We start from the raw sequence: 13,421 nt of genomic DNA on the forward strand, positions 1-13,421 counted from the left end.
GCGGAACTGACCTCGACTCAGGTCTCGGCGAGGTGTTTAGTTCGTAGGCGAACGAATGGTTCGGCGGATGCGCGCACGGCTGCAAAAATTCCTACCCCTGGTCCTGCTCGCTTTGGTGATGCAGGTGCTGGCGCCGATTGCCGCCTGTCTGGCGGCCGGCCAGGCCGTGGCCGATCCGTTGTCTGCCGGCGTCATCTGCCACAGCGCCAGCGAGCAGGGCGGTCTGAACGACCAAACCGGCGCGCCGACCGCACATGGCGCCGCGTGCGCGCTGTGCTGCCTGGCGCAGGCAGGCGCATCGCTCGATTCGCCGCCGCACGTTGCGCTCGCCATTCCCTTCCGCCACGCCGCGCGCGTGGTGTGGCATGCGGCGGATGTATCCGCCGTCGCGATCCATAAGGGCACAAGCGGCCAGGCGCGCGCGCCACCTCAATTTTCCTGACGACCCTCGTGATTGCCGCGGTCCGTCCGTAGGCGATCGATGCTGTCGAATGGCCGGAGAGAAAGCCGGCGTCAGGAATGCCCCATGTTACGTTGTCATGCCCGCCGTGGCGTGAGCGTCGTCGCGGTCCAGGCCGCGCTGCTTGCGTCGTCGAGCGGAGTCTTTGCTCAAAGCACGAACACGGAACTGCCGGCGGTGACCGTTGAGGCGCCGCAGACTGGCCGTGCCAAACCAGTCACCCGGCCTTCGCGGCCGCGATCCGCTTCGGCCGGCCGCGCCGCGAGGCCCGTTACGCCGAGTGCGGGCGTCAGCGCATCGACCCCAAACCGGGCCGTGACGGCCAGCGCGGCGCGAGACGGTCTCAATCAGGCACCAACCGGCCAGACCGAGACGACCATCTATCGCAGCCAGTTCGACAACCGGCCGGCGGTTACCGTGGCCGACGTGCTGCGCGAGAGCCCCGGCATATCGGTGAAGCAGGGCAACGGACCCCGCGATATCGGCATCTCGATCCGCGGCTCCAACGCCCGCAACGGCTTCGGCATCCGCAATCTCGTGATCTTCGACGACGGTTTTCCGGTGACGCAGCCGGACGGCCTATCGCGCAGTGACCTGATCGATCCGCGCGCCTATGCCGCCATCGACGTGATCCGCGGCCCCTCGTCGGCGCTCTACGGCAATTATGCGACCGGCGGCGCGCTCAATTTCCGGACACGGCCGGGCGGCACGATCGACGGCGTCGAATATGGCGTCGACGGCGGCAGCTACGGCTATCTCAACAATTACTTCGCGGCCGGCAAGAAGGTCGGGAACTTCGAGGGCTCGCTGTTCGCAAGCGACACGCGAGGCGACGGCTATATCGGCAACAGCTGGTTCAATACGCAGACCGTCAACTTCCTCGGCACGCTCAAGGCGACGCCCGACGACCGCTTCACGGTCAAGATCATCAACAACGACCTCAGCGCGCGGTTGCCGATCCGGCAGTCGCTGAACCAGTACTATCAAAACCCTTTCCAGCAGGGCTGTGCGACCGGCGTCTCGGCCGCTGCCGGATGCGGCACGGTCACACTGTTCAACAACGGCTTCAATGCAACCGCTGGAACCGACAAGGAGACGGCCGTGCAGGCCGGGCTTGGCCGCAACGACCGCCGCACCATCGTCGGCGGCCGCTGGGAGCACGATTTCGACAACACCACGACCTGGCGCAACCAGTTCGTGTTCGACGACAGGAACATCAATCAGCCGACCGGCACGACCAGCGCGATCGGAGATTTTCCCTCGTACAATTTCATGAGCGACGTCACCAAGCGGGGCGAGATTATCGGCCTGGAATCGACCACGTTCTTCGGTGCCTTCTACAACACCCTGACGGCCTCGAGCGACACGCGGAACGTCATGCCGGGGGGCAATGCCACACTCGGCAGTCTGTCGAGCAATCTTTATAGCCAGACGACCAATTACGGCGTTCGCGCGCGGGAAGAGCTCAAGCTGACGACATCCTTGACGGCTGTCGCAGGCATCGGCTGGGAAACTACCGTTCTCAAGGGGATCAACACTGCGTATGCGTACGCTGGCCCCACAGGCATTACCACGACGACGCTGACGACCGCGGACAGGCAATTCCAGAACACTGCGCCTGAACTAGCGTTGCTCTATGCGGTGAACAACGAGTGGCTGCTCAGGGGGCGGGTTGCTACGGGGTACGGCACTCCGCAGGTTTCGAACCTGTTTGTCCTGCCGAGTGGGCAGTCGGGCAACAATACCCAGCTCCAGGCTCAGAAAAATCTGGGCTACGACCTCGGTTTCGACTGGATACCGAACAACACGCTCAAAGTCAGCGCGACGGGCTTTTACGAGTTCTTTCGCGACGAACTTGTATCGCAGGCAACGCCTGTCAATTCACCTAACACGAGCTACACGTTCAATGCGCCGCGCTCGGAGCATCGCGGCATCGAGCTTGCGGCCGACTGGAAGTTCTCTCCGGGCTGGCGGTTCATGGCGGCGTACACCTACCTCGACGAGGTCTATACCGAGTATGTCGAGAACATCACCAATGGTGCGGTCTTCAGCTTCAACCGGGCCGGCAACAAGATCCCCGGCATCTCGCCCAACGAGCTGACAGCCCGGGTCGGCTACGACGAATTTGCCGGGCCACTGGCAGGTCTCGGTGGCTTCGTGGAAGTCCAGTGGAAGGACTCCTTCTACATGGACAATGCAAATCTGCTGAAGGCGCCGGGTTATGAGCTGGTCAATTTGAACGTCCACTACAAGACCGAACTGGTGTCCGACACCTTCAGATCCCTGAACCTGTTCCTTGAAGTCAGGAATGTTTTCGACCGTACCTACGTCGCGTCGGCAAACAACATCGCCAATACGGTGACGGCGGCCGGCCTTCAAAATCCTGCGAGCGTGCTCGCAAACACGACGGGATCGATCTACGCGGGCTCGCCGCGCCTGTTCGTTGCGGGTATGAAGGTGGCATTCAGATGATCCGGGCTCTCGAAGGGAATAGGGCCATGGTCCGAAATGGCTTGCTCGGGATAGCTGCTCTCGCCTTATTGCAAGGTGCGGCGCTCGCGCAGATGCATGGTCAGCACACGTCCGAAGCGGCGTGCGAAGAGCCGACACTGCGCTGCGCGACCAAAGTGACGCCCGCATTCGGACCGGACGGAACGCTGTGGCTGGTCTGGATGGCGGGCGGGCAGGTTTCCGTTGCGAGTTCGCAGGATGAGGGGCGCAGTTTCTCGGCTCCCGTCCAGGTCACGACGAAGCGGCTGAACCTCGACTGGGGGCCGGATGCGCGGCCGAAGATCGTGGTCGATCGCAAGGGCGGCATCGCGCTCGCATTCTCGATCTTCAGGGATGAGGCTTTCAACGGCCAGGTGCTCTACACACGCTCAGCCGACGGCGGGAAGAGCTTTGCGGAGCTGAAGCCCATCACCGCCAACAATGAGAGCCAACGTTTTGAAGCGCTGGCGCTCGATCAGGATGGAACGGTCTTCGCGGCGTGGCTGGACAAGCGCAATCGCGTTCCCGCGAAGGAGGCGGGACGGAAGTACGAGGGAGCAGGGCTGTTCTTTGCCTCGTCGCGCGACGGCGGCGCCACCTATACTGAGGCGAAGCTTGCGCGTGACAACACTTGCGAATGCTGCCGGTTGGGGCTGACATTCGCGGCGCCCGGGCGGCCGGCGGTGATCTTCAGAAATATCTTCGAGGGCGGCGTGCGCGATCACGCGGTCATGACCTTCGCCGACGTCTCGACGCCGGGTGAAATCCATCGGGTCAGCAATGACGATTGGCAGATCAACGCCTGCCCGCATCACGGACCGAGCCTCACCGTTGCGCCGAATGGGACCTATCACGTCGCCTGGTACACGAACGGCAAGGCGCGCAAGGGATTGTTCTACGCCCACTCGCGCGACGAAGGCCGCACCTTCTCTGCGCCCATGGCGCTGGGGCAGCCGAGCCGCAATCCGACGCGTCCTTACGTGCTCGCAGGTGCGGCGGGAACGGTGATGGTCTGGAAGGAGTTCGACGGCGAGAAGACCTCGGTCCAGATGATGATTTCCCGCGACGACGGCGAGAGCTGGTCGCCGCCGAAGACGATATCGAGCACGACCGACACCTCCGATCATCCCTTGCTCGTTTCCAATGGCCGACAGGTCTATTTGTCATGGATGACGAAAGCGGATGGCTATCGGCTCACAGCAATCGAGGACCAGCCATGAAACGTGGATTTGCAGCCATTCTGGGTCTGGGTATCCTGATCGCGTCAGCGGCCACGCTCGGAGCAGCGCCGGCCCTGAAACCGTTCGAGCGCGGCACCTGGCAAGGCGTCCTTAGGGGGCATGCGGGCCGCCCGACGCTCGTGCATTTCTGGGGCGTGACCTGCGGGCCCTGCAAGGTCGAGCTGCCGCTGCTCGGGCAGTTTGCGAAGGACCATCCCGGGATCGACGTGGTCACGATCAGCGCCGATCTCGTGCCGAACCTGCCCGCGGCAACGCAGTCGATGCTTGACAAGGCGGGGCTGTCGTCGACCGAGAACTTCATCTTCAACGATGGTTTTGTCGAGCGTTTGAGGTTCGAGATCGATCCCGCCTGGCAGGGCGACATTCCCCGTACCATGCTCATCTCCCGGGACGGGACAATCACGACGATCGAAGGCTCGGCCGAGATGGCCGATCTCGAAAAATGGTCGGGCCAACAGCTCGCCACACACTGACATTCAATCTGCAAACGGGAATACCGATATGAAGACCATGTTGAAAGATCTGCTGCTCGCAGCATTCGCTCTCGCGCTCTGCACAGCACCAGCGGCGGCCGAGGACGTCAAGGCCGGCGATCTCGTCATCTCGCAGGCCTGGAGCCGCGCGACGCCGGGCGGCGCCAAGGTCGCCGGCGGCTATCTCACCATCGAGAACAAGGGGACAACGGCGGACAGGCTGGTCAGCGTTTCCGCCGACATCGCGGGAAAGACCGAGGTCCATGAGATGGCGATGGACAACGGTGTGATGAAGATGCGTCCGCTCGACAAGGGGCTTGTGATCGATGCCGGCAAGACGGTGAAGCTCGCGCCCGGCGGCAATCATCTGATGCTCCAGGAGCTGAAGGGTCCGTTCAAGCAGGGTGACAAGGTACCGGTGACGCTGGAGTTCGAGAAGGCCGGCAAGGTCGCCGTCTCCCTCGACGTCCAGGGCGTCGGTGCGCAGGCGCCCGGCGATGGCGGGCACATGATGAAGAAAATGCCGGATCATTCGGGAATGAAAATGTGATGAAGCTGATCAAGTCTCCGATGATCTCGCGTCGATCCCTCACAGGCCTTGCGCTCGCGATGGCTGCGTTGCTGTCGGTTGCCGCGACACCGCTTGCGGCGGCGACGGACGACGACAGCTTCTTCACGCATCTGCACACCGAGAAGGCCATGGCCAATGTCACGGTCTCGCCGGGCCGCGCCGGCCCGGTCGAGATCGCCATCCAGCTCGAAACCACGGACGAGACGCCGCTCACGGCCAAAGCCGTGTCGGTGACGCTCGTGGACACGCAGTCCGGCCGGAAGCTCGCGCCGGTCGAGGCCTTGCGCGACGGCGAGGACAGCTGGCACGTGAAGGTCGCGCAATTGACGCCCGGACGCTGGATGCTGGGTCTCGGAATTTCGATCTCCGAGGCCGATCATGTCAGCGTGGAATCGCCGATCCTGATCAAGTGACGATGTAGAAGGACCCAAACATGTCGAAGAAATCCTGCCTGTTCCTGATCGCCGTGCTGGCGGCGTCGCCGGCATCGGCGCATATCACGCTCGAGACCAAGCAGGCGACGGTTGGTTCCTACTACAAGGCCGTCTTCGCCGTGCCGCACGGCTGCGCGGGTTCGCCCACGGTGAAGATCAGGGTGCAGATTCCGGAAGGTGTGATCGCGGTGAAGCCGATGCCGAAGGCGGGCTGGAGCGTTGATGTCGTCGAAGGCAAGTACGCCAATGAATACGACTATCACGGCAACAAGCTTTCCACCGGCGTCAGGGAGGTGGCCTGGTCCGGCGGCAAGCTGCCGGATCACAATTACGACGAGTTCGTCATCAGCAGCTTCCTGACCAACAGCCTGAAGCCCGACACGACGCTGTATTTTCCTGTCGTTCAGGAGTGCGAGACTGGCGTCAGCCGCTGGATCGAGATCCCGGCGGACGGGGCGGGGCATTCGCATGAGGGCAAATCGCCGGCGCCGGGCGTGAAGCTGCTGCCAAAGCCCTGATGCGCCTGCTCGCCGCGCTCGCGACGCTCCTCTGCATTGTCGGCTTCACAACCGGCGCGTCGGCACATGCGGCGCTCGTCGCGGTCGAGCCGGCGAGCGGGAGCATGCTTGCGAGCGCGCCGAAGGCGGTGGAACTGCGCTTCAACGAGGCGGTGACGCCGGGCGCAATCCAACTGATCGACGGCGCGGGTAGGGCGCGGGACGATGCGCGCGTCAGCGCGTCGGGCGAAACGATCTCGGTCGCGATGCCGCCCGACCTGCCGCAGGGCACTGCGGTCGTCAGCTATCGCGTGATCTCGCAGGATGGCCATCCCGTCGCGGGATCGGTGATCTTCTCGATCGGCATGCCGACGGGGACGCAACCTCCCGCCAATGCGGATCGCGGGTTGAACGTGCTGATCTGGCTGGCGCGGGTCGGTCTCTATGTCGGGCTGTTCGTCGGTGTCGGTGGCGTGTTCTTTGCGCGCTGGGTTGCGTGGTCGACGACGGGCATGACCGTTCCGCGCGTAGCGCTCGCCATCGGCATTCCGAGCGCCGCAGCGTCCGTTGGTGCGTTGGGCCTCGATCTTCTCGGGCTGCTGCCAGCGGCTCTCGCGACGGCCGCCCCCTGGAAGGTCGCGTTCGCGACCAGCGCCGGCCCCGCGCTGCTGGTTGCGATTGCTGCGATGCTGCTCGCGTTGATGGCGCTGCGCAGCGCATGGTATGCGCGCGCTCTTGCGATCATCGCGCTCGTCGGCGTCGGCCTGTCGCTTGCCATGACCGGGCACGCCGCAACGGCCCCGCCGGAGGCGTTGACCCGGCCGGCGATCTTTCTCCACGGTCTCGGCGTCACCATCTGGATCGGTGCTCTCGCCCCGCTGGTCGCGCTGGTGTCGAAGCCGACGACCGCGACGCTTCCCGTCGTGAACCGCTTTTCCCGCATCGCTGCGCTGGCGGTCGGCGTGCTGGCCTTGACCGGCCTCGCACTCGCGATCGTTCAGCTCGAAAAGCCGGTGGCGCTGGTCGAGACCCGCTACGGACTCATCCTCTCGATCAAGCTTGCATTGGTCACAGGATTGCTGGCGCTCGCCGCGCTCAATCGGTTCAGGCTGACACCGGCCCTGGCCCAGGACGAGAAAGGGACGCCCGCGCTCAAGCGCTCGATCCTGCTGGAAGGCGCGATCGCACTCGCCATCCTTGCCGTCGTCGCCGGCTGGCGCTTCACGCCGCCGCCGCGGACGATCATTCCCGAGACGCCGCTGGCGATCCACATCCACAGCGACAGGGCGATGTTCCAGGTGCTGGTCTCGCCGGGCAAGGCCGGGCTCGACGATTTTGTGCTCCAGCTGATGACCGGCGAGGCCACGCCGCTGATCGCGAAGGAGGTGACGCTGACCCTGAGCCTGCCGGAGCGTGGCATCGAGCCGATGGACCGGGGCGCCTCGCTCGAGCCGGACGGCTATTGGCACGTGCGCAAGGTCGAGCTTCCCTTCGCCGGTCGCTGGCATGTGCGGATCGACGCTCTGGTGACCGATTTCGAGAAGGTCACGCTGGAGGACGAGCTCGATCTGGGGCTACCTTAAAGCGTGCCGGTGCGGTTCATGCTGAACCTGAAGGCAACGGAAAAATGACAGGAATTCCGCCGCCTTAGCGGCTTTTCCTCATTCCCGGTCTTGTGTTTTCGCTCCCAATCCGCTTTCACTGCAGGCGATCACTGATTCCCAGAGTATTGCCATGCGGTTGTCGCGATTCTTTCTGCCCATCCTGAAGGAAAATCCGAAAGAGGCGGAGATCGTCTCGCATCGGCTGATGCTGCGCGCCGGCATGATCCGGCAGGAGGCGGCCGGCATCTATGCCTGGCTGCCGCTCGGCTTCCGCGTGCTTAAGAAGATCGAGCAGATCGTGCGCGAGGAGCAGGACCGTTCCGGCGCGCTGGAACTCCTGATGCCGACGCTCCAGCTCGCGGACCTCTGGCGCGAGAGCGGCCGCTATGACGCCTACGGCCCGGAAATGCTGCGCATCGCCGACCGCCACAAACGCGAGCTGCTGTACGGGCCGACCAACGAGGAAATGATCACCGAGATCTTCCGCGCCTACGTCAAGTCGTACAAGAACCTGCCGCTGAATCTCTATCATATCCAATGGAAATTCCGCGACGAGCAGCGTCCGCGTTTCGGCGTGATGCGCGGCCGCGAGTTCCTGATGAAGGACGCCTATTCCTTCGACCTCAACGAGGCCGCCGCGCGCGTCGCCTACAACAAGATGTTCGTGGCCTATTTGCGCACCTTCGCGCGGATGGGGCTGAAGGCGATCCCGATGCGCGCCGAGACCGGCCCGATCGGCGGCGATCTCAGCCACGAGTTCATCGTGCTCGCCGAGACCGGCGAATCTGGCGTGTTCATCAATCGCGACGTGCTGGACCTGCCGGTGCCGGGCGAGGACGTCGACTATGACGGCGACCTGACGCCGATCATCAAGCAATGGACCTCGGTCTATGCGGCGACGGAAGACGTCCACGACGCCGCGCGCTTCGAGCAGGAAGTGCCTGCGGACAAGCGGGTGAACACCCGCGGCATCGAGGTCGGGCAGATCTTCTATTTCGGCACGAAATATTCCGACGCGATGAAGGCGCTGGTTGCGGGCCCCGACGGCGTCGACGTGCCGATCCATGGCGGCTCCTACGGGGTCGGCGTCTCGCGCCTGTTAGGTGCCATCATCGAGGCCTGCCATGACGATGCCGGCATCAAATGGCCGGAGGCGGTGGCCCCGTTCCGCGTGTCGATTCTCAATCTCAAGCAGGGCGATGCCGCGGTCGATGCGGCCTGCGAGAAGCTCTATGCCGAGCTCACCGCCAAGGGCGTCGACGTGCTTTACGACGACACCGACCAGCGGGCCGGCGCCAAATTCGCCGCCGCCGACCTGATCGGCATCCCCTGGCAGATCACGATCGGGCCGAAGGGCCTCGCCGAGGGCAAGGTCGAGATCAAGAAGCGCAGTGACGGCTCCCGCGAGACGATGTCGCCTGCGGACGCGGTCGCGCGGCTGGTCGGCTGAATATTGTTCATCGCGCGATATCGCGGCCGCCAATCCGGCCACAATTGACCCCGAATCATGGGATTATCGAGCGATGGATGAGACCATGACCGAGACCAAGCAAACCGCGCCTTTTGCGCCATTCGAGTGGATGCTGTCGGCGCGCTATCTGCGGGCGCGCCGCAAGGAGGGATTCATCTCGGTCATCGCCGGGTTCTCCTTCCTCGGCATCATGCTGGGCGTGGCGACGCTGATCATCGTGATGGCGGTGATGAACGGCTTTCGCAAGGAGCTGCTCGACAAGATTTTGGGCCTCAACGGCCACATCCTGGTGCAGCCGCTGGAATCGCCCCTGACCGACTGGAAGGACGTCGCCGACCGCCTCAGCCAGGTCCAGGGCATCCGGCTCGCAGCGCCCGTGGTCGACGGCCAGGCGCTGGCGTCCTCGCCGTGGAACGCCTCGGGCGTCCTGGTGCGTGGCATCCGCTCCGACGACCTCAACAACCTCACCTCGATCGCCAAGAACATCAAGCAGGGCTCGCTCGAGGGTTTTGACGACGGGCAGGGGGTCGCGATCGGCCGCCGCCTCGCCGACCAGCTGTCCTTGCATGCCGGCGACAGCGTGACGCTGGTGGCGCCGAAGGGCGCGGTCACCCCGATGGGCACGACACCGCGCATAAAACCTTACAAGATCGTGGCGGTGTTCGAGATCGGCATGTCCGAATACGATCTCGGCTTCGTGTTCATGCCACTGGCCGAAGCTCAGGCCTATTTCAACCGCAGCAACGACGTCACCTCGATCGAGGTGTTCACCACCAACCCCGACAAGATCGACGCCTTCCGCAAGGCGGTGACGGAGGCCGCGGGCCGGCCGGTGTTCCTGGTCGACTGGCGGCAGCGCAACTCGACCTTCTTCAACGCGCTCCAGGTCGAGCGCAACGTGATGTTCCTGATCCTGACCATGATCGTGCTGGTGGCCGCGCTCAACATCGTCTCCGGCCTGATCATGCTGGTGAAGGACAAGGGCAGCGACATCGCGATCCTGCGCACGATGGGCGCCTCGCAAGGCTCGATCATGCGCGTCTTCCTGATCACGGGCGCCTCGATCGGCGTGGTCGGTACCCTGGTCGGCTTTTTCGTCGGCCTCGTGATCTGTCTCAACATCGAGTCCATCAGGCAATTCCTGTCCTGGCTGACCAGCACCGAGCTGTTCTCGCCGGAGCTCTACTTCCTGTCGAAGCTGCCCGCCGAGATCGACGTCGGCGAGACCACGGCGGTCGTCATCATGGCGCTGACGCTGTCGTTCCTTGCGACGCTGTACCCGTCGTGGCGCGCCGCGCGCCTCGATCCCGTCGAAGCGCTGCGGTACGAGTGAGGGGCTGATGGAGAGCCAGCAGGGGGCGGAAGATGTACCGGTCATTTATCTCCACGAGATAAAGCGGCAGTACTTGCAGGGCGAGGTGCCGCTGACGATCCTCGACAACGCCAAGCTCGCGCTGTGGGCCGGGCAATCGGTGGCGTTGGTCGCGCCGTCGGGCTCGGGCAAATCGACGTTGCTGCACATCGCAGGGCTGCTCGAGGCGCCCGATTCCGGCGAGGTCTATGTCAATGGTGCGCCGACCTCGCAGCTGCCCGATATCGAGCGTACCCAGCTTCGCCGCACCGATATCGGCTTCGTCTACCAGTCGCACCGGCTGCTGCCGGAGTTCTCGGCGCTCGAGAACGTGATGATGCCGCAGATGATCCGCGGCCTGAAGAAGTCGGAGAGCGTCAAGCGCGCCAAGGAGATCCTCGGCTATCTCGGCCTCGGCGACCGCATCACCCATCGGCCCGCGGAACTGTCGGGCGGCGAGCAGCAGCGCGTCGCCATCGCGCGCGCGGTGGCCAACGCGCCGCGGGTGCTCTTCGCGGACGAGCCGACCGGCAACCTCGATCCGCACACGGCCGATCACGTCTTCCAGGCCCTGATGCAGCTGGTCAAGGCGACCAAGGTCTCCATGCTGATCGCGACCCACAACATGGAGCTGGCCGGCCGCATGGACCGGCGCGTGTCGCTGTCGAACGGCCAGGTCGTCGAGCTCGAATAATAAAAAGTGCGAAAACAACCCCATGCACAGTAGCCGGCCTTGGCCGGCTACGATCGGGGTGACGCCTTCCAGCCATTTGACATGTCGGGCCTATCGGCTGCGACGGCGCATCGCCGCAGCGGAGGGGCCGTTACGGCCTGATCACCGTCAATTTGAACGGTCCGCCATTGGCGGCCGCATGTGCCACGGCGTCGTTGGCATGGTCGAGGTCGAAGGCCGTGGTCTCGTACTCCTCCAGCCGCAACAGTCCGGCGCGCACCAGCGCGATCAGGCGGCTCGCTGCATCCGGCGGATACATCCAGACGCCGTGGATGCTGATGCAGTTGCGCATGATCCAGGGGTAGGGCAGCTCGAGGCCGGCGCCGCCCGCCATGCCGACACCGCCCATCAGCACGACGCGGCCGTAAGCGCGCACCGTCATGATCGCCGCGCGTACGACGGTCGTGCTGACCGAGGGCGGCATGATGTCGAACACGCAGTCGATCGGCCCCGGTGCGGCGCGCTTCATGCTTTCGCAGTCGTCGCTCTCGTTGCCGGTGAGTTTCACCGGCTTCACCCGATCGCCGAAGCGGCGGACGAGGTCGGCCAAAATCCTGTCGTTGCGACCGGGCGCGACCACGCAGGCCGCGCCCATCGCGAGCGCGACGGAGACGGCCGCGCTGCCGAAATTGCCGGTGGCGCCGCTCACCAGCACGGTCTCGCCGGGCTGAAGGTTGGCGGCGAGGAAGCCGCCATAGGGCACCAGCGCCGTCCCCAGCGCGCACCATTGCGAGGCTTCCGCGGACGTGAGCGCGCCAAGCCGTTTCACGTTCTCGGTCGGCACGCGCATCCGCTCGGCATAGGAGCCGTGGCGAAAATGCCGTTGCAGGCGCATACCGCCGGGGCCGGCGGCCGTGAGCCCTTGCAGGGCGATATCGGGCGCCACGATGTCATCGCGCGAACGCACCGTCGGGTCGCAGAACACCCAGTCGCCAACGGCGAGCTTGGTCGCGTCCGGGCCGATCGCGCGCACCCGGCCGATGCCGCCGGGACCCGGGATGATCGGCAGGTCGAGCGCGTAGTTTCGCATCCCGCTGAAAACCTCGTTCATGTAGGACAGGACGCGCGTGGCGACGACGTCGACGATGACCTCGCCGGTGCCGAGCACCGGCTCCGGCACATTCTCGATCACCAGCGGCGATCCGAAGGATTTGAGTACGGCAGCTTTCATGATGTTCACCTCAAAGTCGGGTGAACGGGCATATGCGCCGTCTTGGAAAGGTCAGGAAGGCCTGGTATTATCCTAGTATTCTTCAGGCCCTCCATCGAGGACGCTCGTCATGGCCGACCCGCGCCGCATCGAATTCGGCGACTTCCTGCGGTCCCGCCGCGAAAAGCTGACGCCGAAGACGGTCGGTCTTCCCGCGGGCAGCCGCCGGCGCACCGCGGGCCTGCGCCGCGAGGAGGTCGCCCAGCTCGCCGGCATCGGTGTCGACTGGTACATCCGGCTCGAGCAGGGCCGCACCGTCAGCCCCTCGGTCACGACCGTCGACGCACTCGCCCGTGCGCTGCGCCTGAGCAAGACCGAGCATGCGCATCTCAAGGCGCTGGCGCGCGACGGCGACAAGCGGGCGTTCGTGCGCGAGATCGTGCCGCTGCCGATCCTGCGGCTGATCGAGAGCCTGCCGCATCCGGCCTATATCACCGGGCGGCGCTGGGACGTGCTGGCCTGGAACGACGCCGCCGAGCAGGTTTTTGCGTTCGGCCGGTTGCCAGAGGAGGATCGCAACACGATGCTCCTGATGATGACCAACAAGCAGACGCGCAAGGCTTACGGCGCGGGCTGGGCGGAGGTCGCCAAGCGCATGGTCGCGATGTTTCGCGCCACCCACGACGTCTGGGCCGGCGATCCCGCCTTTGCGGAGTTGCTGACACGGCTGCGGCAGGGCAGCCCGGAATTCGTCAAATGGTGGGAAGCCCACGAGATCCGCAGCACCGCCTCGGGCCTCAAGACGATGTCTCATCCGACTCTGGGCGTGCTCCATTTCGAGCACACGAGTTTTCAGGCCAATGACGATCCCGCGCTGAAGCTCGTGATCTACACGCCAGTCTAGGGCGTAGAACGTTGCAATCAGATCGGGAAGGCCACCGGCATA

At 64.6% G+C, this 13,421-nt stretch carries 13 protein-coding genes; 12 read left to right on the forward strand and 1 reads right to left on the reverse strand.

Features of this window, described 5'->3' with window-relative positions:
* Nucleotides 1–67 precede the first annotated feature (67 nt).
* From AC5ZFO_RS11385 to AC5ZFO_RS11435, 11 genes are all read left to right on the forward strand, one after another.
* On the forward strand, nucleotides 68–442 hold the full coding sequence (locus AC5ZFO_RS11385; protein ID WP_282523397.1) for a DUF2946 domain-containing protein: 375 nt from the start codon (nucleotides 68–70) through the stop codon (nucleotides 440–442).
* Between the two features lie 84 nt (nucleotides 443–526).
* A complete protein-coding gene (locus AC5ZFO_RS11390; RefSeq protein WP_282523396.1) occupies nucleotides 527–2,932 on the forward strand; it encodes a TonB-dependent receptor family protein in 2,406 nt (801 codons plus the stop codon).
* Nucleotides 2,933–2,958: 26 nt separating this feature from the next.
* Nucleotides 2,959–4,170: a sialidase family protein gene (locus tag AC5ZFO_RS11395; RefSeq protein WP_282523395.1), complete on the forward strand. Its 1,212-nt coding sequence runs from the start codon at nucleotides 2,959–2,961 to the stop codon at nucleotides 4,168–4,170.
* Nucleotides 4,167–4,664 (forward strand): TlpA family protein disulfide reductase, encoded by a 498-nt coding sequence (locus AC5ZFO_RS11400; RefSeq protein WP_282523394.1) that lies wholly within the window; start codon nucleotides 4,167–4,169, stop codon nucleotides 4,662–4,664. Before AC5ZFO_RS11395 ends, AC5ZFO_RS11400 begins: the two co-directional genes overlap by 4 nt.
* Before the next feature lie 28 nt (nucleotides 4,665–4,692).
* Nucleotides 4,693–5,214, forward strand: a complete 522-nt coding sequence (locus AC5ZFO_RS11405; protein ID WP_282523393.1) for a copper chaperone PCu(A)C — start codon at nucleotides 4,693–4,695, stop codon at nucleotides 5,212–5,214.
* Nucleotides 5,214–5,648, forward strand: a complete 435-nt coding sequence (locus AC5ZFO_RS11410) for a hypothetical protein (protein WP_282523392.1) — start codon at nucleotides 5,214–5,216, stop codon at nucleotides 5,646–5,648. Before AC5ZFO_RS11405 ends, AC5ZFO_RS11410 begins: the two co-directional genes overlap by 1 nt.
* A 20-nt stretch (nucleotides 5,649–5,668) precedes the next feature.
* Nucleotides 5,669–6,187 (forward strand): YcnI family copper-binding membrane protein, encoded by a 519-nt coding sequence (locus tag AC5ZFO_RS11415; RefSeq protein WP_282523391.1) that lies wholly within the window; start codon nucleotides 5,669–5,671, stop codon nucleotides 6,185–6,187.
* Complete coding sequence (locus AC5ZFO_RS11420; RefSeq protein WP_282523390.1) at nucleotides 6,187–7,749, forward strand: copper resistance CopC/CopD family protein; 1,563 nt, start codon at nucleotides 6,187–6,189, stop codon at nucleotides 7,747–7,749. The genes AC5ZFO_RS11415 and AC5ZFO_RS11420 overlap by 1 nt, the downstream gene beginning before the upstream one ends.
* Before the next feature lie 151 nt (nucleotides 7,750–7,900).
* Nucleotides 7,901–9,220, forward strand: a complete 1,320-nt coding sequence (gene proS, locus AC5ZFO_RS11425) for a proline--tRNA ligase (RefSeq protein ID WP_496122082.1) — start codon at nucleotides 7,901–7,903, stop codon at nucleotides 9,218–9,220.
* A 73-nt stretch (nucleotides 9,221–9,293) separates the two neighbouring features.
* Nucleotides 9,294–10,574, forward strand: a complete 1,281-nt coding sequence (locus AC5ZFO_RS11430; protein WP_014494909.1) for a lipoprotein-releasing ABC transporter permease subunit — start codon at nucleotides 9,294–9,296, stop codon at nucleotides 10,572–10,574.
* A gap of 7 nt (nucleotides 10,575–10,581) precedes the next feature.
* Nucleotides 10,582–11,286 carry an ABC transporter ATP-binding protein gene (locus AC5ZFO_RS11435; RefSeq protein ID WP_028153958.1) on the forward strand — a complete coding sequence of 235 codons (705 nt, stop codon included), beginning with the start codon at nucleotides 10,582–10,584 and terminating at the stop codon, nucleotides 11,284–11,286.
* A 130-nt stretch (nucleotides 11,287–11,416) separates the two neighbouring features.
* Here the strand turns inward: AC5ZFO_RS11435 and AC5ZFO_RS11440 are convergent, their stop codons facing one another.
* Nucleotides 11,417–12,496 carry an alcohol dehydrogenase catalytic domain-containing protein gene (locus AC5ZFO_RS11440; RefSeq protein ID WP_496122083.1) on the reverse strand — a complete coding sequence of 360 codons (1,080 nt, stop codon included), beginning with the start codon at nucleotides 12,494–12,496 and terminating at the stop codon, nucleotides 11,417–11,419.
* Nucleotides 12,497–12,605: 109 nt separating this feature from the next.
* Here AC5ZFO_RS11440 and AC5ZFO_RS11445 point away from each other — a divergent pair, with 109 nt between their 5' ends.
* Nucleotides 12,606–13,379, forward strand: coding sequence for a helix-turn-helix transcriptional regulator (locus AC5ZFO_RS11445; protein WP_282523387.1), 774 nt, complete (start codon nucleotides 12,606–12,608; stop codon nucleotides 13,377–13,379).
* The last annotated feature ends 42 nt before the right edge of the window (nucleotides 13,380–13,421 follow it).

It is taken from the genome of Bradyrhizobium sp. Unk1, assembly GCF_059512345.1.